Origin of the sequence: Phenylobacterium sp., from assembly GCF_030693405.1 — a bacterium.
GTDB lineage: Bacteria > Pseudomonadota > Alphaproteobacteria > Caulobacterales > Caulobacteraceae > Phenylobacterium.
Window position 1 is genome coordinate 105,563 of sequence record NZ_JAUYAW010000010.1, and the last position, 23,170, is coordinate 128,732.

The following is a 23,170-nucleotide window of genomic DNA, read 5'->3' on the forward strand; positions in this document are numbered from 1 at the left end:
ACGTGGGTGGAGTGTCTCATTCCGTCCTCATCCTGAGGCGCCCTGCGCCAGCAGTGCCTCGAAGGACGAGGGCGGCCCCTGGCCCCGGCCGCCGACTCCGGCTAGGAACGGAGCATGAACCTGGATGCCTCTCTCGTCGCCGTGGTGGTCTGCGCCCTGGCCGCTATCGCCGGCTTCGCCTGGGCGCTGATGGAGCGGCGGCGCGCCGACCGGCTACAGGGCGACTACTGGAGCCTGCGCGACCAGAGCGCCAATGCCGAGGCCGAGCTGCGCAGCTTCAAGGCCCAGTCCGAGGCTCAGGCCGAGATCCTGCGCAATCAGGCCGCCCAGTCGGCCAATGTGGTGGCCGAGGCCCTGCTCAAGCGCACCGAGGAGACCTTCCGCAACCGCGAGCAGCTGGCCCAGGCCAGGCTGGAGGCGCAGCTGAAGCCGGTGGCTGAGACGCTTGCCAAGTTCCAGGAACAGGTCACGGCGGTGGAGAAGACCCGCGCCGAGGAGACCGGCGGGTTGAAAGCCCAGATCGCCCAGCTGCTGACCGCGTCCACCGCCACTCAGGAGGAGGCGCGCAAGCTCTCGGCGGCGCTGCGCCGCGGGGCCGGGGTTCAGGGCCGCTGGGGTGAGCAGACCCTGCGCAATGTGCTGGAGGCCGCTGGCCTGTCGCACCGCTACGATTTCGAGGAACAGGTCGCCACCGACACCGATGAAGGCCGCCGCCGCCCTGACGTCACCGTGCGTCTGCCGGGCGGGGCGCTGTTCGTCATTGACGCCAAGTGCTCGCTGAACGCCTTCCTGGACGCCCAGGAGGCCACCGATGACGCGGTGCGTGAGGCCTGTTTCGTGCGCCATGCCCAGAGCGTGCGGGCCCATATGCAGAGCCTGTCAGCCAAGGCCTATTGGGACCAGTTTCCCGCCTCGCCCGATTTCGTGGCCATGTTCATCCCCGGCGACAGCTTCCTGGCCGCGGCGCTTGATCGCGCGCCGGACCTGATGAGCGAGGCCATGGATCGCCGGGTGCTGGTGGTGACGCCCACCACCCTGTTCGCCCTGTGCAAGGCCGTCGTCTATGGCTGGCGGGTGGAGGAGCAGGCGGCCAACGCCCAGGAGATCTCCAAGCTGGGGCGCGAGCTCTACAAGCGCCTGTCGGTCATGGGCGGCCATGCTGCGGCCGTGGGCAAGAAGCTCGAGGAGGCCGTGGGCAAGTACAATCAGATGGTCGGTTCCCTGGAGACCCAGGTGCTGACCCAGGCCCGGCGCTTCGAGGATCTGAAGGTCGATCACGAGGGGCGCGATATCCCTGAGCTCAGCCCCATCGAAACCGCCGTGCGGCCCCTGGCCAAGCTGGCGGCGGAGTCCGGGTCAGAGTCGGCGCCGCGCATCCGGGCCGTGGGCGAGGACGGCTGAGCCGCGACAAAGGCCGACCTTGACGCTCAGGTTTGGCGCGCTTACCTCGCAACTATGGCCATTCGCGAAATCCTCACGGTCCCGAACCCGATCCTCAAGCAGGTCTCCCAGCCGGTGGAGGCCGTGGACGACGAGCTGCGCGCCCTCATGGACGACATGCTCGAGACCATGTACGCCGCGCCGGGCATCGGCCTGGCCGCCATCCAGATCGGCGTGCCCAAGCGTGTCATCGTCATGGACATCGCCGGCCCGGACGACGAGCGGCAGCCCCGCTATTACGTGAACCCGGAAATCCTCTGGTCGTCGGACGATACCGCCCCCTATGAGGAAGGCTGCCTGTCGATCCCCGACATCTATGACGAGGTCGAGCGTCCGGCCCGGGTCAAGCTGCGCTACCTCAACTATCAGGGGGAGCAGGTGGAGGAGGACGCCGAGGGGCTGTTCGCCGTCTGTATCCAGCACGAGATGGACCACCTGGAAGGCGTGCTGTTCATTGACCACCTGTCGCGGCTGAAGCGCGATCGGGCGGTGGCCAAGGTCAAGAAGCAGGCCCGCGCCGCCTGAGGCGACGCTCGGGCGTTGGCCGCCTATTCCGGGGCGGCTTCGTCTGCTGTCTCGCGAATTTCCGCGCCGGCCTCTTTCAGCGCCTGGCCAGCCTCCCCGGCGGCGTCCTTCGCCAGGACTGCGGCGTCCGACGCCACGGTCTTGAGCTCGGCGCCCGCCTCCGAAGCGGCCGCCTTGAGTTCAGTTCCAGCAGCCTTGGCCTCGATCTTGGCCTGATCTGTCTCGGCCTCGGTGCAGGCGCCGAGCGCCAGGGTCGCGACGGCGGCGATGATGGTCAGGCGCATGGACGCCTCCTTTGGGTCTGAAGCGCCCTATCAACGGTCAAGCTTGTCCTTCGGTTCCGCAGCTTTGCGCCCGCGGGGGCGGCGGGGTAAACGGCGTCCATGCGCCTGGCCTTTCTTGGAACTCCCGACTTCGCCGTCGTCGCCCTGGCCCGCCTGGTGGCGGCCGGCCACGACATCGCCTGCGTCTATTCCCAGCCCCCGGCCCCTCGCGGCCGGGGACAGGCGCTCAAGCCCTCGCCGGTCCACGCCTTCGCCCTGGAGCATGGTCTGCCGGTCCGCACGCCCGCGTCCATGCGCGATCCCGACGAGATCGAGGCTTTTCGGGCGTTGGATCTGGATGCCGCCTGCGTGGTCGCCTATGGCCAGATCCTCACCCGGGAGGTGCTGGAGGCGCCTCGGCTCGGCGCCTTCAACCTGCACGGCTCTCTGCTGCCCCGCTGGCGGGGCGCAGCCCCCATCCAGCGGGCGGTGATGGCCGGCGACGAGATCACCGGCGTGCAGGTGATGCGGATGACCGAGGGCCTGGACGAAGGCCCGGTGCTGGCGACAGCGATGGTGCGCATCGGCCCCCGCGACACCGCCGGCGACATCCACGACCGGCTGGCTGAGCTGGGCGCTGACCTGCTCGCGGAGACCCTGCCGAAGATCGAGGCCGGGGTCGCCCAGGAGATTCCCCAGTCGGCCGAAGGGATCACCTACGCCAAGAAGATCAGGCCCAAGACCGCCCGTATCGACTGGTCGAAGCCGGCCGCCCGCGTCGACGGCCAGATCCGGGGCCTCTCGCCCTTTCCTGGCGCCTGGTTCGAGGCGCCCGGGGAAAAGGGGCCGGTGCGCGTCAAGGTCCTGGCCTGCGTCCGCGAGGACGGCGCCGGCGAGCCTGGAGTGGTGCTGGACGACCAGCTGCTGGTGGCCTGCGGCGAGGGGGCGGTGCGGCTGCTGCGCCTGCAGCGGGAAGGGCGCGGGCCGCAGGCGGCCGATGTCTTCCTGCGCGGCTTTCCCCTGCCGCCAGGCGCGAAGCTCAGCTGATGCCCCGCTACAAGCTCACCGTCGAGTATGACGGACGACCCTATCGGGGTTTCCAGGCCCAGGCGGGGCTGGCCTCGGTGCAGGGGGCCATCGAGGCGGCGGTCAAGGGATTCTGCGGCCAGGACCTGAGGCTCCAGGCGGCCGGCCGCACCGACACCGGCGTCCACGCCACCGGCCAGGTGGTGCATGTGGACCTGGACAAGGCCTGGAAGCCCGAAGTGGTCCGCGACGCCCTGAACGCCCATCTCGTGCCGCAACCCATCGCCATCCTGTCGGCCGAGCTGGTCGATGATCCCCGCTGGCACGCGCGTTTCTCGGCCACCGAGCGGCGCTACATCTATCGCATCCTCAATCGCACGGCGCCGCCGGCCCTGGACTGGGGCCGGGTCTGGCATGTGAAGAAGCCCCTGGATGCTGGCGCGATGCACCTGGCCGCCCAGGCCCTGGTGGGCCATCACGACTTCACCACCTTCCGGGACCTGCAGTGCCAGGCCAAGTCGCCGATGAAGACCCTGGACGTGGCCAGCGTGCGCCGCGAGGGGGACGAGGTGGTTCTGGAGTTCGCCTCCCGCTCCTTCCTCCACCGGCAGGTCCGCTCCATGACCGGCACCCTGGCAGAGGTGGGGCTGGGGCGGTGGAGCGCCGCCGATGTGGCAGACGCCCTGGCGGCCCGCGATCGCCGGGCCTGCGGCCCCGTAGCGCCGGCTACGGGCCTCTATCTGGTGGGGGTCAGCTACGAGGGCGAGCCGAACCGGGCGAAGTAGCGGGCGATCAGGCGCTCATAGACCGCCTGGAGGTCGCGGATCTCGGCGACCGGCGCGCGTTCGTCCACCGCATGCATGGTCTTGCCCACCAGGCCAAGCTCCACCACCGGGCAGAGGGCGCGGATGAAGCGGGCGTCCGAGGTGCCGCCGGTCGTGGAGAGCTCCGGGTCACGGCCGGCCACATCCCGGACGGCGGCGGCCACCACATCGGTGAAGTCCCCGGGCTCGGTGAGGAAGGCTTCACCGCTGATGGCGGGGGTCACCCGCACGACGCCGTCGAAGCCCTCGGCCCCCGCCTGGGCCACGCCGTCGATCCAGGCGGCGAGGTCGCCGCCCTTGTGGCCGGGGTTGAAGCGGATGTTCACCCGGGCCTTGGCCTGGGCGGGGATGACATTGGTGGCGGCGTTGCCCACATCGACCGTGGTGATCTCGAGGTTGGACGGCTGGAAGCCGGTATAGCCTTCGTCGAGCACATGGGCGTCGAGCGCCGCCAGGATGCGCACCAGCACCGGGACGGGATTGGCCGCCCGGTGGGGATAGGCCACATGGCCCTGCCGGCCCTCCACGACGATCTCGGCGTTGATCGAGCCGCGGCGGCCGATCTTGATCATGTCGCCGAAGGTTTCGGCGCTGGTGGGCTCGCCGACCACGCAGTGGTCGACGATCTCGCCCTCGGCCATCAGCGCCTCGACGACCTTCTTGGTGCCGTCGATGGCGATCCCTTCCTCGTCCCCGGTGATCAGGAAGGACAGGGAGCCGGTGATTTCGCCCCGGGCCAGGCTGGCGGCGGCCGCGGCGGCGAAGGCGGCCAGCGCGCTCTTCATGTCCACCGCGCCGCGGCCGATCAGGATGTCATCGACGATCTTTGCGGCGAAGGCGTCCTGGCTCCAGGCCTCGGCGTCGCCGACCGGCACCACGTCGGTATGGCCCGCGAAACAGAGGTTGGGCCGCGCGGTTCCCCATCGGGCATAGAGGTTCTCGATCTCCCCGAACCGCATGCGACGGCAGGCGAAGCCCAGCTTGGCGAGTTCGGCCTGCAGAACATCCATGGCGCCGGCGTCGGCCGGGGTGACGGAGGGGCGGCGGATCAGGTCCTGGGTCAGGCGGACGGGGTCGAGGCTGTTCATAGGCCAAGCAGTTAGCCTCCGCCGTGGCCGGGGGCAATGGCGAGGCGCGCGCAGGCCGCGCCCAGGCTGGGCTGCTTAATGTAAAGTAATCATCTCAGTCTAGGGATGCCGAATATTTTCAGATGCTGGCACATATGTTGGTGTGGCTCCAGTAAGTGGAGCCTACATATGAATATAGCGGCGTTCTTTGGTCGAGTTGGCTCGGCCCCCGATCTCTCCAGGATCGATCTCGCCCTGCGGACCGTGAGGGCGCGCCAGCATCGGGCCCCGCCCAAGCCTTTTGGCCGACGTGCGTTCCGCCCCGACATCGCAGGTGGTGACCGGCTTTACTTCAACGTCCGCTCCCTGGGCGTGCAGGGGCGCGATCATGTGCTGCAATACGCCTTCGCCGACGATCGGGGGAATGTGGTGATGAGCGCTTTCGTACGGGCGGCGGCGCCGGGCGCCCTGATGCTGGCGACGCCGCCGGGCGATCTGGCCACCGAACCCCTGGACGAGGCCAGGTTCAATGACATCGCCGCGCGGATCTGCACCGGGGCCACGCTGGTGGCCTATCAGAGGGTGCTGCAGGGCGGGCTTCTGCCCCAGGGCGCTGCGGGTTCGGCGGCGAGTATCGACTGCGCCTGGCGGCGGTTCCAGCAGACGGCGCGCCGGCTTGGCCTGGCTGCGCCGACCCGGTCGCCAGTCACCCTGCAGGACGCCCTGGCCCTGGCCCGGTTGCCGCCCCTGGAATCTGAGGACGCAGCCATGCGCGCCTTGTCCATCAGGGCGCTCTGGCGCTGGATGGACGAGGCGGACTAAGGGGCCAAATTCAGGCCCGCGGGGCGACTGCGTCGGCGAACAGGGGCTTGAGCTCGGCGAAGAAGGTTTCCAGACCATAGCGGTCGGCCAGGGTGAAGAGGCCGTCCGCATCCCGGTGGAGATAGCCATTGGCGGCCAGAAGCAGCAGCTTGCGCCGGGCGCTCTCCCGGGGAATGCCGGTGATTTCCGACAGGCTCAGGGCATTCAGCCCCCGCGACTGGCGCGGCGCGCCGGCCTCGCCATTGATGCTGTCAGCCAGTTCGGAGAGCAGGAAGGTCAGATAGAGGACGTACTGGTCCAGGTCCCCATCGAACCGCGCCCGGGTCCGGATCAGGACCGACGAGAATTGCCCGCTCCATCGATAGAACAGGCGCTGCATATCCAGTTCAGGCGGCGCCGGACGCTTGTCGGACCATCCCCGGGGTTCAGGCGCGACAATGGGCAGAACTTCTCCACCCTCGTCTCGTACAGGCCCCGCTCGGCCAGAGGTTAACGAAAACATAACACTCGCTCCCACAGTCGGTATCGTTACAAAATCAACGACAAGTTGTCACTTTTTGGGCGAAGCGAAAGGCGGCTGTATTCAGATTTCCGTGTCGTCCTAGGCGTTAGACCTTCTTAACCAAGAATAAAGGCGTCACCGCTTCCTGCAGGCAACCTAGTCTACTCGCCCATAACGGGAAACAAGGCCCGCGCTCAAAATGAGCGGAACACCGCCCGTGCGGCGTCGCGCTGGGATTGCGTGCAGCCAGTGACGCGGAAGGCGGCGAAAGCCGCCCCTGGAGGCGGGTGTCAGTCGCGCAGGAGTTCGTTGACGCTGGTCTTCGACCGGGTCTGGGCGTCCACGGTCTTGACGATCACCGCGCAATAGAGCGAGGGGCCGACGCCGTGCGGATCGGGCAGGGACCCCGGCACCACCACAGAATAGGCCGGCACCTCGCCGCGATAGGTCTGGCCGGTCTTGCGGTCGACGATCTTGGTCGAGGCGGTGATGAACACGCCCATGGACAGGACCGCGCCCTCACGGACGATGACGCCCTCGGCCACCTCGGAGCGGGCGCCGATGAAGCAGCCGTCCTCGACGATGGTCGGATTGGCCTGCAGGGGCTCCAGCACCCCGCCGATGCCGGCGCCGCCGGAGATGTGTACGCCCTTGCCGATCTGGGCGCAGGAGCCGACCGTGGCCCAGGTGTCGACCATAGTCCCCTCGCCCACATAGGCGCCGATGTTCACGAAGGACGGCATCAGGACGACGTTCTTGCCGATATAGGCGCCGCGACGGACCACGGCGCCCGGCACGGCGCGGAAGCCGGCCTCCTGGAACTGGGGCGCGTCCCAGCCGTCGAACTTGGTGGGGACCTTGTCCCAGTAGGGGCCGGGCGGGCCGGCGTGCATGACGCTGTTGGGGTTCAGGCGGAAGGACAGCAGGATGGCCTGCTTGGCCCACTGGCGGACCTCCCACTGGCCGTCGTCGGCCCGCTCGGCCACCCGCAGGCGGCCCTCGTCCAGCAGGCGCAGGGTCTCGTCCACCGCGGTGCGGACCGGGCCCTTGGTGGCCGTGGAGATCCCGTCGCGGGCCTCCCAGGCGGCTTCAATCTCGGTCTTCAGGTCGTCGAAGGTCAGAGCGGTCATCGGCGGGTCTCCCTGAGGCGTGCGGTCGCCAGGAACGGCGCCAGCTTTTCGGTGCGATGGTGAACGAAGGGGGCGGGCGAAGCGGCCGCATGGGCGCCGACCAGCACGGTGGTCATGCCCAGGTCTGCGGCTGGGGCCAGATTGCGCTCAGAGTCCTCGAAGAAGGCGGTGGCGTCGGGCGTCATGCCATGGGCGTCGAGCATGGCGGTGAAGGCCGCCGGGTCCGGCTTGGGTCGGAATCCGAAGGAGTCGATATGGAAGACGTCGTCAAACAGGTGGTGCAGGCCGAGGTGCGACAGCACCCGCTCGGCATGGATGGCGTCGGCGTTGGTGAAGATCAGCCGCCGCCCGGGCAGGCGTTCCAGCGCCTCCAGCAGATGGGCGTCGTGGGCCAGCACCTGCAGGGACAGGTCGTGGAACAGGGCGTGGAAATCGGCCGGGTCCACCCCGTGGTGGAGCATCAGACCCCGCAGGGTCAGGCCGTGCTCCTCCAGATAGCGCTTCTGCAGGGCATAGGCCTGGTCCGTCGGAAGGCCGGTGACCTTGGCCACAAAGGTCGTCATCCGGCCTTCCACCTCGCCCATGAAGCCGGACTCGGCCGGATAGAGGGTGTTGTCGAGGTCGAAGAGCCAGGTGTCGATATGGGCGAGGTCGGCGGTCATGCTGCGGGTCAGGCCGAGATCAGCGTGCCGGCGCCGTGCTCGGAGAACAGCTCCACCAGCATGGCGTGGGGCCGCCGGCCATCCAGGATCACAACGGCCTGGACCCCGGACTCCACCGCATTGATGGCGGTCTCCAGCTTGGGGATCATGCCGCCGGTGGCGACGCCTGAGGCGATGGCCTCCCGGGCCTGGGCCAGGTTCATCTCCCGGATCAGCTCGCCATTGGCGTCGAGCACGCCGCGCACGTCGGTCAGCAGCAGCATGCGCTTGGCCCGCAGGGCGCCGGCCAGGGCGCCGGCCACGGTGTCGGCGTTGATGTTGTAGGTCTCGCCGTCCTTGGAGACGCCGATGGGAGCGATCACCGGGACATAGTCCTCATCGGCGTAGATCAGGGCCTCGATCAGCTTGGGATCGACCTTGGTGGGTTCGCCCACAAAGCCCAGGTCGACGGCCTGCTCGATCTGGCTGCCCGGGTCCTTGCGGGTGCGTACGGCCTTTTCCACCGTGATCAGCCGGGCGTCCTTGCCCGACAGGCCCACCCCGCGGACGTCGGCCTCGGCGCCGGCCAGGGTGATCCAGTTGGCGATCTCCTTGTTGATGGCGCCAGACAGCACCATCTCGGCGACTTCCATGGTGGCGGCGTCCGTCACCCGCAGGCCGTCGACAAAGCTCGACTTCACCCCGGCCTTGTCCAGCATCCGTGAGATCTGCGGGCCGCCCCCATGGACCACCACCGGATGGACGCCCAGCATCTTCAGCAGCACCGCGTCGGCGGCGAACAGCTTGGCCACCGACTCCTCGCCCATGGCGTGGCCGCCATACTTGATGACCACAGTTTCGCGGTCGTAGTGCTGGATGAAGGGCAGGGCCTCGGCCAGCGTGCGGGCGGTGGCCCAGCCTTCCTCTTCGGGGGTGTCGGTCACTTAGCGGCGGCTCCCTGATCCTGGAGCGCCCCGATAGCCGACAGCGGCCCCCGTGTCACCCGGCGCCCGGTCCTATCGGCCGATTGGGGAGGCTCTAAGGCGCCACCGCGCAGGCCGCGGCGATCTCGGCCCGCAGCTCCGGCATGCCCGCGCCGGTCTCCGAGGAGGTGGCCAGCACCCGGGGGAAGGCGGCCGGGCGCTTGGCGATGGCGGCCTCGGTCTGCAGGCGCACGGCCTCGACGGCGGCCGGCCGCAGCTTGTCGGCCTTGGTCAGCACGATCTGATAGGAGACCGCGGCTCTGTCGAAGGCGTCCATGGGCTCGCCGTCCACCTCTTTGAGGCCATGGCGAGCGTCGATCAGCAGATAGGCGCGCTTCAGGTTGGGCCGGCCCCGCAGGTAGTCGCGGCCCAGATTCTGGAACTTCTTGACCTCGCTGCGGGCCGCCCGCGCCCAGCCGTAGCCGGGCAGGTCGACCAGCCGCAGGCGTTCGTCCAGGACGAAGAAGTTGACCTCCCGGGTGCGGCCCGGGGCGTTGGAGGCCCGCGCCAGGTGCTTGTGGCCCACCAGGGCGTTGATCAGGGACGACTTGCCCACATTGGAGCGCCCGGCGAAGGCCACTTCCGGCAGGTCCGGGGCCGGCAGGCCGTCCATGGCCACGGCCCCCATCATGAATTCCGCCTTGCGGGCGAAGAGGATGCGGGCCGCCTCCAGGGCGTCTTCGTCGAACAGCGCGTCGGTGTCGCTCACTCGGCGACCTTCTTGGTCTTGAAGCGGGCGATCAGGCTGTCGATGGGGTTATCGACCTGGAACTTCCGCATGATGATGTACTGCTGGCCGATGGTCAGCACGTTGTTCCAGGTCCAGTAGATCAGCAGGCCTGCGGCGAACGGCGCCATGATGAAGGTGAACATGATCGGCATCAGCTGGAAGATGCGCTGCTGGATCGGATCGGTGGCCGGCGGGTTCATGGCGGTCGTCAGCCACATGGTGAAGCCGTAGAGCAGGGGCAGCACACCCAGGTGCAGCGGGCCGTTCAAGAAGCCGCCGATCAGCGGGGCGGTGGCCGGATCCCAGGGGATGGCGCCGAACAGGTTGAAGATGGTCGTCGGATCTCGCGACGACAGATCCTGGATCCACCCATAGAAGGGGGCGTGCCGCATCTCGATGGTGACGGTCAGCACCTTGTAGAGGGCGTAGAAGACCGGGATCTGCAGCAGCATGGGCAGACAGCCGGTCAGCGGATTGATCTTCTCTGACTTGTAGAGCCCCAGGAGCTCTTGCTGCTGCTTGGCCGGGTCGTCCTTGTATTTCTTGCGCAGCTCCTCGATCTGGGGCTGCACCTTCTTCATCTTGGTCAGCGACTCGTAGCTCTTGTTGGCCAGCGGGAAGAAGATCAGCTTCACCACCACGGTGAGCGCCAGGATGGCCAGGCCGACATTGCCGATGTGCTGGTAGATGAAGTGCAGGAAGCTGAACAGCGGCCGGGTCAGGAACCAGAAATTGCCCCAGTCCACCGCGGCGTCCAGACGGGGAATGTTCAGATTGGTCTCATAGGCCTTCAGCACCGGCACGGTCTTGGCGCCGGCGAAGAAGCGGGTGGTCTCCGTGATCTGGCGGCCGGCGGGAATGGTCCGCGGCTGGCCCACATAGTTGGCCTCGAAGATCTCGACCGGGCCTGCGCGGGTGACGCGGAACTCGCCCTTGAGCTGCTCGTCCTGTTCGGGGATCAGGGCCGCCAGCCAGTACTTGTCGGTGATGCCGAGCCAGCCGCCTGTGGAGTTGACCTCCGGCCCGCCCTCCTTGGCCCACTTGTTGTACTTCACCAGGCGCAGCTCTTCGCCCAGCCAGCCGACCGCGCCCTCGTGGACGATCTGATTCTTGCCGAGATCGGAGGGTATGCCCTGCCGCTGCACCGAACCGTAGGGGGCCAGCGTCACGTCGCCGGCGCCGGTATTGGCCACCGTGTCGGTGATGGTGAACATGTAGCGGTCGTCCACCGCGATCTGACGGGTGAAGGTCAGGCCCTGGCCGTTGGCGTAGCGCAGGGTCACCGGGGTCTCCGGCGTCAGCGTGGCGCCCTCCACCAGAGTCCAGCGGGTGTCAGGGGTGGGCAGGCCGGTGAGATTGGCCCCGGTCCAGCCGAACTCGGCGAACCAGGCGAACTCCGCGCCCTCGGGGCGCAGCAGCTCGACGGGGTCGGCACCGCGATCGACGCTGACCTTGTAGTTGTTCAGGAAGAGATCGTCGATGCGGGCGCCACGCAGGGCGATGGAGCCGGTCAGCGACGGGGTGGCGACCGGGGCGCGGGCCGTGCGGGCCACCACGGTCGCCCGATCGGCCAGCTGGGCCGGACTGGAGGGCAGGGCCGGGTCGCGGCCCACAGGATTGGTCCCAGGCGCCACGGGCGCATCGGCTGCGGCCTGGGCGGCGGCGGCCTGCTGTCGCCGGGCCGCCGGTTCGATCACCAGGAACTGGTAGACCACCAGGACGATGATCGCGCTGACCACGAAGAGGATCGTGTTGCGGGTGTTGTCATTTTGCATGGAGTCAGCGCGCTCAGGGCGAAGGAGGGGTTGCGGTCGCAGACGGACGCGCCTGCCGGTCGCTTTCGGTCGCGAGGCTTATCAGCGCGCTTTTCACATCGTCAAGCAAACGCGGCCAGGCTCGCACCGGCGCGCCGCTGCGGGCGATGATCACATAGTCGAATCCAGGGCGCGCGAAACGCGGCAACAGCTCATGGGCGGCGGCCCGCATGCGCCGCTTGGCGCGGTTGCGGACGACGGCGCCGCCAACCTTGCGGGTGGCGGTGAAGCCGACCCGGACCAGCGGGGCGTGGTCTTCGCGGTCGCGGGCCTGGACGACCACGGCGCCGCGGGCGCACGAAAACGCCCGCGCAGCAGCCAGAAAGTCTGGTCGCTTACGCAGGCGCTCGATCTTGATAGGGGCGTCGGTCACGCCGACACCTCAATTCTACCGCTCAGCTAAGGCCCTTAGGCGCTCAGACGCTTGCGGCCCTTGGCGCGGCGGCGCTGAATGACCTTTTGGCCATTCTTGGTGGCCATGCGCGCGCGGTAGCCGTGACGGCGCTTACGCACGAGTCGCGACGGCTGATATGTCCGCTTCACGTTGTTGGCTCCAGGTCAGAAAAACGAGGCGCGGAGATACGCCAACCACCAGGCCCCGTCAACCGCTCCCCTGCCGAAAAGGGCGATCAGCCTCAATTGGCCAGGGTCAGGACGATCGGTCCGTTACGGGTGGCGACCAGGGTGTGCTCATACTGAACGGCCGGTCCGCCGCCGGTGGGGCGCAGGGTCCAGCCGTCGTCCAGCTCGTCCACCCAGTCCTCGCCCAGCGCCAGGAAGGGTTCGATGGTGAAGACCAGGCCCTCGGTGATCTGCCGGCGGTCGCGGGGCTCATACCAGGTGGGAATGCTCTCCGGCTCCTCGTGCAGGGACCGGCCGACGCCATGGCTGGCGAGGTTGCGGATCAGGCTGTAGCCGTTCTTCTGGGCGAACCCCTCGATGGACCGGCCGATGGCGTTCAGGGGCGCGCCGGGGCGCACCGCCCGGATGCCGCTCCACATGGCGCGGCGGCCGTCCCGGCACAGGCGCTCGACCCTGCGGGTGACCGGCGGCACGGCGAAGCTGGCGCCGGTGTCGCCATAATAGCCGTCCAGCTCGGCGGAGACGTCGATGTTCACCAGGTCGCCGGCGCAGATCTTCTGATCGCCAGGGATCCCGTGGGCCACGTCCGGCCCCACCGAGATGCAGGTGGCGCCGGGAAAGCCATAGGCGAGCTCCGGCGCTGAGCGGGCGCCCTGCGCCTCCAGCAGGCGACGGCCGATGCCGTCCAGCTCGGCGGTGGTCATGCCTGGCTCCAGGGCCTTGCCCATGGCCTCCAGGGTCTGGGCGACCAGCCGGCCGATGGTCCGGAGCTTCTCCAGGTCTTCCTGGCTGCTGATGGTCATGGGAGGACGCCTTTGGACGGAGTTCAGAGATCGGGACGGATGACGGCCTTGCCCACCACCTGGCGCAGGGCCAGGCTGTCGAAGGCGGCGCGCCAGTCGGCCAGGGGATATTCGGCGTGGACCCGGGGGGTGACCTGGCCGGCCTGCGCCAGGTCCCAGATGGCGGCCTGGTTCTCGCGGCCCTTGTCGGGGAACTGGCGGCCATATTCGCCGGCGCGGACGCCCATCAGGGAGAAGCCCTTGATCAGCGCCATGTTCACCGGCAGCACCGGCAACCGCCCGGACGTGAAGCCGATGGACAGCAGCCGGCCGTCAAAGGCGATGCAGCGCACGCTCTCGTCGAACACGTCGCCGCCGACGGGGTCATAGATGATGTCGGCGCCCCGGCCGCCGGTGATGGCCTTGACCGCCTCACGGAAGCCGCCGGTGACGTTCACCGTGGCCTCAGGACCGTAGTCGGCCGCGACAAGGGCCAGTTTCTCGTCGGAGGCTGAGGCGGCGATGACCCGCAGCCCCAGGTGACGTCCAAGATCCACCGCCGCCAGGCCGACGCCGCCCGCCGCCCCATGGACCAGCAGCCATTCGCCAGGCTCGGCCCGGGCCCGACGCACCAGGGACACATAGGCGGTGAGATAGGCCGTGGCGTAGCCGGCCGCCTGGCTGAAGGACAACCGCTCGGGCTTGCGGCGCAGGCCAGCCGCCGGGGTGATGGCGAAATCCGAAAAGCCGCCGATGCGGGCGCCGCCGACCACGGCTTCGCCGAGCTGGAAACCCTCGACGCCCTCGCCCAGGGCGTCCACCTCGCCGGCGATCTCCATGCCGGGGATAAAGGGCAGGGGCGGCTTGTGCTGATACTCGCCGCGGGTCTGCAGCAGGTCGGGGAAGTTGACCGCCGCGGCCTTGACGCGGACACGCACCTCCCCAGGACCCGGCGCCGGGGTCTCGACCTCTTTCAGGACGCAGCCGCCATAGTCGGCGGCCAGGGCCTCAACCACCAGGGCGCGCATCAGCGGCCGCCTATCATGGGACGGGCTGCGCCTTGGGCAGGCCCTTTAGGCCCGACAGGATGAGGGCGGTGGAGAAGGCTGTGGCGCCCTCCACGTCCACCGGCCTGCGGCTGACCATCTGTTCGCCCACCTCGCGGGCGATGGCGATGCAGGCGCCGGCCAGATAGTCGGCGTCGGCGGCGGGCGCCGCGCCTCTGGCGATCTCGTCGAGAATGGCGGCGCGCACCTCGTTGAACACCGCCTCCATCTCCGGGGTCTGGCCGTGGACGTGCAGGTGCTCCTCGGCTTCGCGCCGGTCGGCCCACTGCTGGTGCTCGTCGGCCAGGAACTGGAAATAGGCTTGCAGGGCCGAGCGCACGAAGCCTTCGAAGTCGGCGTTCTGGCTGCGCAGGGCCTTGAGGATCGGGGCGAAGCGCCGGGCGCCGTCATCGGCCAGGGCGGCGAACACCTCCTCCTTGGACTTGAAGTAGTTGTAGAAGGTGCCGGCCGCGAGGCCCGTGCGGCGGATGATGTCGCGCACGGTGCACGGCTCATAGCCGATCTCACCGAACACCTCGCGGGCGGCGTCCAGGATGGCGGTCCGGTTCTGGACCTTGGTCTTGGCCCGCTTTCCGATCGGAAGAATGGCGACCTGGGACATGCGACTCCGTACGCAAAACTGACAGGCGTCATTCTAGGACGTGGTCTGGACGAGCGCCACTGCTCTGCGGGCGGAAGGTGAAGGGTCTTCAGATCCGGTCCTGGCCGCCCTTGCCCTGGGCGCCCTGTGACCCTTGGCGATCAGCTCGCCCCGCCGGCGCCCGGCCCGCAACCCAGCCGGCACTGACCCCAGGCCTGAGCGCATTCGTCCGATCCGTCGCCGGCCAGGCAGAAATAATAGGTCTGGGCGCAGGACATGCGGCAGGCCTGGGCGTCGGGCGGAATGGGTGTCGACATCAGCACCGACCCTGCCAGGGGCCGCAGGCCAAGGCTCGAGGGCGCGGGGGTTTCAGCCGCCTGCGGGGCGTCAGGGGTCGCCGCAGCGCCCTGGGGGGCCTCTCCAGCCCCGCGCAGGCCCAGGGCTGCAGCGCCCGGACGCTCCAGGGACAGCCGCCCGTCGGTCTGAGCCGTCGCAGGGGCGGCCAGGGCCAGGAGGACCGTCAGGAGCAGGGCTGGCGCAGATCGCATGTCCCTAGCCTGAACCCCAGCCGTTAAGACCCGATTAACCACGTTTTCGGCCAGCCTCCGGGTGTCAGACCGTGCGCTGGGCCCGGTCCTTGGCGTTGGTGGACTGGATCGCCTCACGGGCCGCCTGCCACTCGTCGTCGCCCCAGGCCCGCAGGCGCGAGAAGTTGCCGCCGGTGGCCTGCCAGGCGGCCCCGTCGATGGCGATGGTCTGACCGTTCACATAGGCCGACAGCGGATGCAGCAGATAGACGGCCAGATTGGCCAGCTCGCGCATGTCGCCGACCCGGCCCATGGGGTTGCTGCTCATGTCGCCATAGGCGCCGCCGCTCTCCTCGGCCTGGCCGGGATTGAGCCGCGCGCTCATCCCCTCGGTGGGGAAGGGCCCGGGCGCGATATTATTGAAGCGGATGCCGTAGGAGCCCCACTCCACGGCCAGGGACTGGCTCATGGCCGCGATGCCGGCCTTCGACATGGCCGAGGGCACGGTGAAGGGGCCGCCGTTCCAAATCCAGGTGACGAGGATGGAGACGACAGAGGCCTTGCGCCCCTCGGCGATCCAGCGCTTGCCGCAGCCTTGGGTGACGAAGAAGGCGCCGCGGAAGACGATGTTGGAAATGGCGTCGAAACCCCGGGGCGACAGATCCTCGGTGCGGCTGATGAAGTTGCCCGCCGCATTGTTAACCAGGCCGGTCAGGGCCCCGCCATCGGCCCAGATCTGGTCCAGCATGGCCTCGATGGCTTCGGGCACGCGGATGTCGCAGGCCAGGCCCACGCACTTGCCCCCATGGGCGGCCATCAGCTCGGCGGCGGTCGCCTCCACCACCCCGCCGCGCCGGCCACAGATATAGACCTCGGCGCCCAGCATCAGGCAGGCCTCGGCCATCACCTTGCCCAGGCCCGTGCCGCCGCCGGTGATCAGGATCCGCTCTCCAGCCATCAGGCCGGGGCGGAACATCAGGTCGTTCATCTCAAGCTGAGCCATGGCCGTTCCCTCTGTGTGTTTCAGTCAGATTGCCGCCTGCTGACGCCGCGGAGGTCAAGTCAGGGCGTGACCCGCCCAAAACGAAAGAAGCGCGCGGGGGGCCGCGCGCTTCGGATCGTCCTTATGGGGGAGGCGAGGAGGAGGGTCAGAACTCCTCCCAGCCCTCTTCCTCGGCCTGGGGCTTCATGGCCAGGGCGGTGGCGCCGTGGCTGACCGGCCGCTGGGCCGGCCGCGGATCGGCCCGGGGCGCCGTGCGGGCGGGCGCTGTGCTGGGCCGGGAGGGGGCCGCGGCGTGAACCGCAGACAGCTTGAAGCGGGCCACCAGGCGCGAGAGTTCGCGCGCCTCGTCGGCCAGGACCCGGCTGGCGGCGGTGGACTGCTCGACCATGGCCGCGTTCTGCTGGGTGACGTGGTCCATCTCGTTGACCGCCGTATTGACCTGGGCGAGGCCCAACGCCTCTTCCTTGGCCGAGGCGGCGATTTCTGAGACCAGACCGTTGATCTCGGTGACCTGGGTGACGATCCGCTCCAGGGCCTTGCCAGTCTCACCGACCAGGCCGACCCCTTGGGCCACCTGTTCGGTGGAGGCGCTGATCAGGGACTTGATCTCCTTGGCGGCCTCGGCCGAGCGCTGGGCCAGAGCCCGGACCTCGGAGGCGACCACGGCGAAACCACGGCCGGCGTCCCCGGCCCGGGCGGCTTCGACGCCGGCGTTGAGGGCCAGCAGGTTGGTCTGGAAGGCGATCTCGTCGATGACGCCGATGATCTGGCTGATCTGGGCCGAGGACTTTTCGATCTCGCCCATGGCCGAAACCGCGCGGCGGACCACTTCGCCGGAGCGTTCGGCGTCGGCCCGGGCCGAGGTCACGGCCTCACGGCCCTGATCGGCGCCGCTGGACGTCTTCTGAACCGTGGCGGTGATCTCGTCGAGCGCAGCAGCGGTCTCTTCCAGGGTGGCCGCCTGATGCTCGGTGCGGCGGGACAGGTCGTCGGCGCCGCTGGAGATCTCGGTGGCGCCCGATGTGATCGACAGGGTGGTGGAGGAGATGGCGCTCATCACCTCTTCCAGCTTGGCGACAGCGGCGTTGAAGTCGTCGCGAAGCTTCTGGTACTCGCCCGGGAAGCTCTCTTCGAGACGGTAGGTCAGATCGCCATCGGCCAGGCGGTCCATGGCGAGCGCCAGGGCGCCCACGACGCGGGACTGTTCCTCGGCGACGGCGGCGGCGGCGTCAGCGCTCTGGCGGCGGGTCTCCTCGGCGCTCTGACGGGTGGCCTCCTGCTCTTCGCGGAGCCGCTCCATCTGGATCTGATTGTCACGGAAGACCGTGAGCGAGCTCACGATGGCCCCCAGCTCGTCCTTGCGGGCCAGTTCGTCCAGCTTGACCTCGTTGTCGCCCCGCGACAGGCGCTCGGTGGCGCCGGCGATGCGCTGGACGGCGCCGCGCATGGTCAGAACCGACATCAGGGCCAGGGCGCCGGCGGCCAGCAGGGTGACCAGCACCGCGGCGATGGTGACGTTCTGGGACATGGCGGCGCGGGCTTCGCTGGCGGCGGCCCGCTGATCGGTGGCGGCCTGGGTGGCCTGGACGATGCCCGCCAGATTGACGGTCATCTCCTTATACTGCTCCTCGAACGGGGCGGCGAAGCTGGCGGCGGTGGTGAAGTCGACGCCGATCATGGCCATGATCACGTCCAGGGCGTCACGGGTCTCCTTCAGATCGGCGATCAGGGTGTCAAAGGCGGCGTGCTGCGCGGCCGGCGCGGCGGCCTTGGCGGCCTCGGTTTCCGCCGCGATGGCGTCCACCTCGACCAGCATCGCCTGCCCACGCCCTTCGATGGCCCCCACCTCGATGCCGGCGGCCTGCTGGGTCAGCAGGTAGTAGAGCTCGCCGTGCACATTGTTGATGCGCTCGGAGATCCGCTGGATCCGCAGGCTGTTGGGCATGTCGGTGTTGACGACCTGGCGCAGGGTGTCGGTCTGGGCCCGCTGCATGACGATCGTTCCGGCGGCCAGCGCCGCCAGCATGATCAGGGCGAAGGCGGGCGCGAAGCCGATCTTCACGATCAATGGTAAGTCTACGAGCCGAAACCGCATCTGACGCCCAATCCCCCGTGGCCTAAACATTACCCATCTGGCGGGAGCATGATGAATCGCAGGTGCTAACAGTTCCTAACCGTGGGTTGCGAAATCGTGCGGCCTCGCACGGTTCGCTGCGTACTATAGAGAGCGGCCAAGTGAAGGCCGGGGTCCGACAGGTAGTGAATTATGGTTTATTTGCGTTTACCTATATTTTCCTGCGCGGATTAGACAATTTTAACCTGAATCCCCGATGGTGTGCACACTTCCGGTCTAGAAGGAGTGGGTAGGTGAAAAACATCATCGCAGTGGGTGGGGGCGTCCTCATCAGCCTCGTACTGACGTCTGCAGCAGCGGCGTCTTCGTTTGAACAGAGCATGGCCCGTTGTCTTGCCAAGCACGCCAATATGCGTGACGCGGCGACGGTCATGCTGGAATGCAGCGCCGACGGCGGTAAGCTGTCGGGCTGTGTGGTCCTGCAGGACAGCGCCGCGGGCAAGGGTTTCGACAAGGCTGCGCTCTGCGTCGCCGAGGCCCTGCCCATGGGCGCCAAGACGGGCCAGGTTAAGGTCCCGATGCGGTTCCCTGGCAGCTAAACTCGAGAATTCGTAATTCTTGACGATCCGGCGCCCTCGCAGCCTGCTGCGGGGGCGTCTTTCGTTATGGGGCGTGAAAGCGCGTCTCGACCCTGTCCATCAGCGCCTGCGCCGCCGCTGGCGCCCGCACCTTCCCTTCGCTGATGAAAAAGGCGAACACGTCTCGTCCGGCCGCCTGGTTGGCCGCAGGCGCGATGTGCGGCAGGTCCTCGGGCGCCCCGCCCTCGGCATAGGCCTCAAGCCGCCGCGCCCAGCGCTCAAGGGCGTCCGGGGCGTAGCCCGTCTCGATCCCGTCATCGCCGGCCATCAGCCGGGCATAGACAAAGTCCGCCGTCGGGTCGGCGATCATCGGAAACTCGGCGTGTTCGGTCAGGCAGACCGCCACATTGCGCGCCCGGCACAGGTCGAGAAAGGCCTCCTGCGCGAAGCTCTCGTGGCGCACCTCGACCGCGTGGCGCAGGGGCCGGTCCTCAAGGCGCGCCGGCAGCAGGTTAAGGAAGCTCTCGAAGTCATCGCGGTCGAACCGCTTGGTGGCCATGAACTGCCACAGGATGGGCCCCAGCCGGTCGCCGAGCTCAATGAGCCCCTGATTGAGGAACTTGCCGATCGACTCCCCGGCGTCGGCCAACACCTTGCGGTTGGTGCAGAAGCGCGAGGCCTTAACCGTGAAGATAAACCCTTCCGGGGTCGCCGCGGCCCACTTGGCGAAGCTCTCTGGCTTCTGGCTGGAATAGTAGGTCGAGTTGATTTCGATGACCGGCAGGTGAGCGCTGGCATAGGCCAGCTCATCGGCCTGGCGCAGCCCCTTGGGATAGAAGACACCCCGCCAGGGTTCGAAGGTCCAGCCGCCGATTCCAGCGCGCACCTGCCTGCTCATTGATGCCTATCCTTCAGCGTCGGGCGGACGCGGTGATGTCCCGGGTGGCCTTGAACTCCGAGCCGTCCTTCCACGCCGGCCAGTCGCTGGAATTGGCCAGGGTCAGCCCCAGGCGGTAGAGCAGCTCGGCGTCCTGGGCCATGCCCTCAAGGTTCCAGTCCGGACCATATTCGTCGTCCTGCTGGTGATATTTGGACGCGGTGTAGGCCTCGGCCCAGGCCAGGCCAGCCGCAACGCCGCCATCGACCAGATCGAGGCCCGAGCGGTAGGAGATGGCGGGCACGCCGCCCCGGACAAAGGGGAAGTGGTCGGACCGGAAGAAGCTGCCGGCTTCGGGCCGCTGATCGGGTCGGAAGGTCCGCCCCATCTCGCGGCCCTGGGCGATGAGCATGTCCTGCAGGTCGGAGGCTGCATCGCCAGCGGCGGAGAAGTCCCGGGCCGGACCCGCGGGGGAGGGCGCATCCAGGTTCAGGATCGCCACGGTCGTCGCCAGAGGATAGAGCGGGGCCGCGGCGTAATACTCCGAGCCCAGCAGCCCCTTTTCCTCGGCGGTCACCAGCAGCACATTGACGCTGCGCTCGGGCGCCGGGCCGGCGGCGAAGGCGCGGGCGATCTCGATGACCGCCGCCACGCCAGAGGCGTTGTCCACCGCGCCATTATAGATCGCGTCCCCGTTCGCATCGGCGGCGCCCACGCCGAGATGGTCCCAGTGCGAGGTGTAGATCACCCGCTCGTCGGGGCGCTTGGCGCCGGTGATCTCGCCGACCACGTTCCGGGTCACGATCTGCTGCCTGTCGACCTCAAAGCCCGCCGACAGGGTCACGCCCTCCAGGACCTTCGGCTGAAAGTCGCGGCTCTGGGCCTCGGCCTTCAGCGCGGCGAAGTCCAGGCCGGCCCGCGACAGCAGGTCCACGGCCAGGTCCCTCTGGACCCAGCCCTCCAGGGGAACATGGGCCGCGGCGGGGTCGGGCCGCACGATGTCCAGAATCTCATTGGTGTTGGAGTTCTTCACCGTGGCCCAGCCATAGGAGGCCGGCGCGGTCTCATGGATCACCAGCAGGCCGAGCGCGCCCTGACGGGCGGCCTCCTCGTACTTGTAGGTCCAGCGGCCGTAATAGGTCATGGCCTTGCCGCCGAAGTCGCCCTCGCCAGTCTCGAAATCCGGGTCGTTGACCAGGACCAGGACGATCTTTCCGACCAGATCCATGCCCTTGAAGTCGTCCCAGTTCCGCTCCGGCGCCACCACGCCATAGCCGCCGAAGACGATGGGCGCGTCCTTGATCTCCACCCGGTCGGCGCCGTTGGCCGTGGCGCGGATGGCGATCTCTTCGCCCTGGCGCAGGGTCAGGGTCTCGTCGCCAGCCTTCACCGCCGCACTGACCGGGCCGCGGATCTCGAAGCGGGCCAGGGGTACGTCCTGGGTCCAGGCCCGGCCGCCGTCCTTCAGATCGCCGGCTGGCTTGAGGCCTGCGGCCTGAAGCTGTTCGACCAGATAGGCGACCGTCTTGGCTTCCGCCGGGGTGGCCGGGGCGCGTCCCTCGAAGGCGTCGGACGCCAGCACCTCGATGTGGCGGCCCATGGCGGCGCTCGAGATCGGCCCAGCGTCCTGGGCCAAGGTGGGACCCGCCGCCAGGGCGATGGCGGCGACGGCGGCGAAGAGGTGGGTCTTCATGATGATTCTGCGTAAGATTGGGGTTGCTGCGACCCTATCTGCGGCCCATGTGTCGCGCCACCGTCGGAATGCCCGGCGGCGCCCCGTCTAGTTTGTATCGTCCCTGCAATCACCGGGTCGCAGACCTGTGGTCTGGGAACCCTCGCCGCCCGGGGTCAGGGATCTGAAGCTGGGCTATGATGCCTTCTGATTCGCGGCCGAGGCCCACCAGGACTGCCATGCGTCTGCCGACTTCGCTCGCCCTTCTCACGCTCCTGTCGCTTGGCGCCTGCGCGACCCCGCGGGAGGCCCGCATCGACCTGCCGGACGCCTATCCGGTGTCGGGCGCGGCCGAGACCCAGGCCCTGGACCAGTGGTGGCTGGCCTTCAACGACCCTGAACTCACCGCCCTGGTGAATGAGGCGCTGACCCGCAGCCCCGACGCCCAGAGCGCCGAGGCCCGTCTGCGGGAGGCGCGCCTGACGGCCGCCAGCGCGCTCACCACCTTCCTGCCCCAGGGCCAGCTGACCGGCTCGGGGCGGCGGACCGAGACCGAGCAGGTGGATGGTCAGGAGATCACCATCCCGGGCTTTTCCACCTCGGGAACCAGTGAGGCCTATCAAGCCAATTTCAATGTCAGCTGGGAGCTGGACCTGTTCGGTCGCTTCTTCGCCGTGCGCCGCGCCGCCCAGGGCGATACGGCCGCGGCCCGCTTCGCCTATGAGGGCGCCCGGGCGAGCCTGGCGGCCAATGTGGCCGACGCCTATTTCCAGGCCCGCGGCCTGGCCATCCAGCTGGCTGACGCCCGGGAGAGCGCCCGCATCCAGCGCTCGCTCTATGACCTGGTGGAGCGCCGGGTCCAGGCGGGCCTCACCGCCCGGCTGGAATCGGACCGGGTGGCCGGCGAACTGGCCCAGGCCGACAGCCAGGTGGAAAGCCTGGAGGCTGAGCTCCAGGCCCAGCAGCGCACCCTCCTGGTGCTGGTGGGCCGGGGAACCGCGCCCCTGGACGGGGTCTCCACCCCGCCGCTGACCGCCCTGCCGCCGCCGGTCCCCGCCGCCATTCCGGGCGAACTCCTGGCCAGGCGGCCTGACGTCCGCGAAGCCGAGGCCCGGGTGCGCTCGGCGGCCGGCCGGCTGACCTACGCTCAACTGGCGTTTTTCCCGACCTTCAGCCTGACGCCCGGCCTAGGCCTTTCGCGCAACGAGCAGCCGGGCTATTCGGCCACCACCCAGAACTGGAGCATCGGGGCTTCGGTGGTTCAGCCGGTGCTCAACATCCCGCAGCTGATGCTGGACCTCAAGGCGCAGGACGCCCGCACCGAGCAGGCCGTGATCGCCTATGAGAAGGTGGTCCAGACCGCCTATGCCGAGGCCGAGAGCGCGCTGACCCGCCTGTCGGCCGACCGTCGCCGGGTCGACCTGCTGGCCGATGGCGAGGCGCGGGCCGAGCGGGCCTACACTTCCGCGCGCCTGGGATATGACGCCGGGCTGACCGATCTCAACACCGCGCTCAGCGCCGAGCAGGTCTGGCGGGCCACCCGGGCCCAGCTGACCAGCGCCCAGGTCCAGGCCCAGCGCAGGGCCGTGCAGGCCTACAAGGCTCTGGGCGGCGGCTGGCCGTCCCAGACCCTCCCCCCCAACACCCAAGCCCGCTGAGGC

25 protein-coding genes are annotated in these 23,170 nt (G+C 68.7%); 7 read left to right on the top strand and 18 right to left on the bottom strand.

The genetic code is table 11. The features are described from left to right. Positions 1–114 precede the first annotated feature (114 nt). Both rmuC and Q8N19_RS01875 read left to right on the top strand, forming a co-directional pair. Entirely contained in the window at positions 115–1,401 is a 1,287-nt protein-coding gene (gene rmuC / locus Q8N19_RS01870; RefSeq protein ID WP_305587942.1) for a DNA recombination protein RmuC, read from the top strand. Between the two features lie 54 nt (positions 1,402–1,455). Further along, positions 1,456–1,965: a peptide deformylase gene (locus Q8N19_RS01875; protein ID WP_305587943.1), complete on the top strand. Its 510-nt coding sequence runs from the start codon at positions 1,456–1,458 to the stop codon at positions 1,963–1,965. A 23-nt stretch (positions 1,966–1,988) separates the two neighbouring features. On the opposite strand, the gene Q8N19_RS01880 is transcribed toward Q8N19_RS01875, so the two are convergent. Continuing rightward, positions 1,989–2,249, bottom strand: coding sequence for a hypothetical protein (locus Q8N19_RS01880; protein WP_305587944.1), 261 nt, complete (start codon positions 2,247–2,249; stop codon positions 1,989–1,991). Between the two features lie 99 nt (positions 2,250–2,348). Here Q8N19_RS01880 and fmt point away from each other — a divergent pair, with 99 nt between their 5' ends. Next, complete coding sequence (gene fmt / locus Q8N19_RS01885; RefSeq protein WP_305587945.1) at positions 2,349–3,275, top strand: methionyl-tRNA formyltransferase; 927 nt, start codon at positions 2,349–2,351, stop codon at positions 3,273–3,275. Then, positions 3,275–4,039: a tRNA pseudouridine(38-40) synthase TruA gene (truA, locus tag Q8N19_RS01890; RefSeq protein WP_305587946.1), complete on the top strand. Its 765-nt coding sequence runs from the start codon at positions 3,275–3,277 to the stop codon at positions 4,037–4,039. The genes fmt and truA overlap by 1 nt, the downstream gene beginning before the upstream one ends. On the opposite strand, the gene dapE is transcribed toward truA, so the two are convergent. Then, positions 4,009–5,166, bottom strand: a complete 1,158-nt coding sequence (gene dapE, locus Q8N19_RS01895) for a succinyl-diaminopimelate desuccinylase (protein WP_305587947.1) — start codon at positions 5,164–5,166, stop codon at positions 4,009–4,011. The two genes, truA and dapE, sit on opposite strands and share 31 nt — an antisense overlap. A gap of 168 nt (positions 5,167–5,334) precedes the next feature. On the opposite strand from dapE, the gene Q8N19_RS01900 reads away from it, so the two are divergent. Next, complete coding sequence (locus Q8N19_RS01900) at positions 5,335–5,967, top strand: hypothetical protein (RefSeq protein ID WP_305587948.1); 633 nt, start codon at positions 5,335–5,337, stop codon at positions 5,965–5,967. Between the two features lie 10 nt (positions 5,968–5,977). On the opposite strand, the gene Q8N19_RS01905 is transcribed toward Q8N19_RS01900, so the two are convergent. The 14 genes from Q8N19_RS01905 to Q8N19_RS01970 form a co-directional block, all read right to left on the bottom strand. Continuing rightward, on the bottom strand, positions 5,978–6,346 hold the full coding sequence (locus Q8N19_RS01905) for a hypothetical protein (RefSeq protein WP_305587949.1): 369 nt from the start codon (positions 6,344–6,346) through the stop codon (positions 5,978–5,980). Between the two features lie 413 nt (positions 6,347–6,759). Then, positions 6,760–7,599, bottom strand: coding sequence for a 2,3,4,5-tetrahydropyridine-2,6-dicarboxylate N-succinyltransferase (gene dapD / locus Q8N19_RS01910; RefSeq protein WP_305587950.1), 840 nt, complete (start codon positions 7,597–7,599; stop codon positions 6,760–6,762). Continuing rightward, complete coding sequence (locus tag Q8N19_RS01915) at positions 7,596–8,261, bottom strand: pyrimidine 5'-nucleotidase (protein WP_305587951.1); 666 nt, start codon at positions 8,259–8,261, stop codon at positions 7,596–7,598. The genes dapD and Q8N19_RS01915 overlap by 4 nt, the downstream gene beginning before the upstream one ends. An 8-nt stretch (positions 8,262–8,269) precedes the next feature. Further along, positions 8,270–9,184 (bottom strand): acetylglutamate kinase, encoded by a 915-nt coding sequence (gene argB, locus Q8N19_RS01920; protein ID WP_305587952.1) that lies wholly within the window; start codon positions 9,182–9,184, stop codon positions 8,270–8,272. A gap of 94 nt (positions 9,185–9,278) precedes the next feature. Next, a complete protein-coding gene (gene yihA / locus Q8N19_RS01925) occupies positions 9,279–9,932 on the bottom strand; it encodes a ribosome biogenesis GTP-binding protein YihA/YsxC (RefSeq protein WP_305587953.1) in 654 nt (217 codons plus the stop codon). Beyond that, positions 9,929–11,728, bottom strand: coding sequence for a membrane protein insertase YidC (yidC, locus tag Q8N19_RS01930; protein WP_305587954.1), 1,800 nt, complete (start codon positions 11,726–11,728; stop codon positions 9,929–9,931). The genes yihA and yidC overlap by 4 nt, the downstream gene beginning before the upstream one ends. A gap of 13 nt (positions 11,729–11,741) precedes the next feature. Beyond that, a complete protein-coding gene (gene rnpA, locus Q8N19_RS01935) occupies positions 11,742–12,140 on the bottom strand; it encodes a ribonuclease P protein component (RefSeq protein ID WP_305587955.1) in 399 nt (132 codons plus the stop codon). A 35-nt stretch (positions 12,141–12,175) separates the two neighbouring features. After that, positions 12,176–12,310, bottom strand: coding sequence for a 50S ribosomal protein L34 (gene rpmH / locus Q8N19_RS01940; RefSeq protein WP_293317463.1), 135 nt, complete (start codon positions 12,308–12,310; stop codon positions 12,176–12,178). A gap of 92 nt (positions 12,311–12,402) precedes the next feature. Continuing rightward, on the bottom strand, positions 12,403–13,152 hold the full coding sequence (map, locus tag Q8N19_RS01945; RefSeq protein ID WP_305587956.1) for a type I methionyl aminopeptidase: 750 nt from the start codon (positions 13,150–13,152) through the stop codon (positions 12,403–12,405). A gap of 23 nt (positions 13,153–13,175) precedes the next feature. Then, on the bottom strand, positions 13,176–14,159 hold the full coding sequence (locus Q8N19_RS01950) for an NADPH:quinone oxidoreductase family protein (RefSeq protein ID WP_305587957.1): 984 nt from the start codon (positions 14,157–14,159) through the stop codon (positions 13,176–13,178). Between the two features lie 13 nt (positions 14,160–14,172). Next, on the bottom strand, positions 14,173–14,799 hold the full coding sequence (locus Q8N19_RS01955) for a TetR/AcrR family transcriptional regulator (protein WP_305587958.1): 627 nt from the start codon (positions 14,797–14,799) through the stop codon (positions 14,173–14,175). Positions 14,800–14,939: 140 nt separating this feature from the next. Next, positions 14,940–15,326 (bottom strand): hypothetical protein, encoded by a 387-nt coding sequence (locus Q8N19_RS01960; protein WP_305587959.1) that lies wholly within the window; start codon positions 15,324–15,326, stop codon positions 14,940–14,942. A 64-nt stretch (positions 15,327–15,390) separates the two neighbouring features. Then, on the bottom strand, positions 15,391–16,308 hold the full coding sequence (locus Q8N19_RS01965) for an SDR family oxidoreductase (RefSeq protein WP_305587960.1): 918 nt from the start codon (positions 16,306–16,308) through the stop codon (positions 15,391–15,393). Between the two features lie 145 nt (positions 16,309–16,453). Beyond that, on the bottom strand, positions 16,454–18,370 hold the full coding sequence (locus Q8N19_RS01970) for a methyl-accepting chemotaxis protein (protein WP_305588072.1): 1,917 nt from the start codon (positions 18,368–18,370) through the stop codon (positions 16,454–16,456). A 305-nt stretch (positions 18,371–18,675) separates the two neighbouring features. On the opposite strand from Q8N19_RS01970, the gene Q8N19_RS01975 reads away from it, so the two are divergent. Beyond that, on the top strand, positions 18,676–18,981 hold the full coding sequence (locus Q8N19_RS01975) for a hypothetical protein (protein ID WP_371133768.1): 306 nt from the start codon (positions 18,676–18,678) through the stop codon (positions 18,979–18,981). A gap of 64 nt (positions 18,982–19,045) precedes the next feature. On the opposite strand, the gene Q8N19_RS01980 is transcribed toward Q8N19_RS01975, so the two are convergent. Then, complete coding sequence (locus tag Q8N19_RS01980) at positions 19,046–19,858, bottom strand: DUF72 domain-containing protein (RefSeq protein ID WP_305587961.1); 813 nt, start codon at positions 19,856–19,858, stop codon at positions 19,046–19,048. Between the two features lie 13 nt (positions 19,859–19,871). After that, entirely contained in the window at positions 19,872–21,530 is a 1,659-nt protein-coding gene (locus Q8N19_RS01985; protein ID WP_305587962.1) for a M28 family metallopeptidase, read from the bottom strand. A gap of 218 nt (positions 21,531–21,748) precedes the next feature. Here Q8N19_RS01985 and Q8N19_RS01990 point away from each other — a divergent pair, with 218 nt between their 5' ends. Then, on the top strand, positions 21,749–23,167 hold the full coding sequence (locus tag Q8N19_RS01990) for an efflux transporter outer membrane subunit (RefSeq protein ID WP_305587963.1): 1,419 nt from the start codon (positions 21,749–21,751) through the stop codon (positions 23,165–23,167). Positions 23,168–23,170 lie beyond the last annotated feature (3 nt).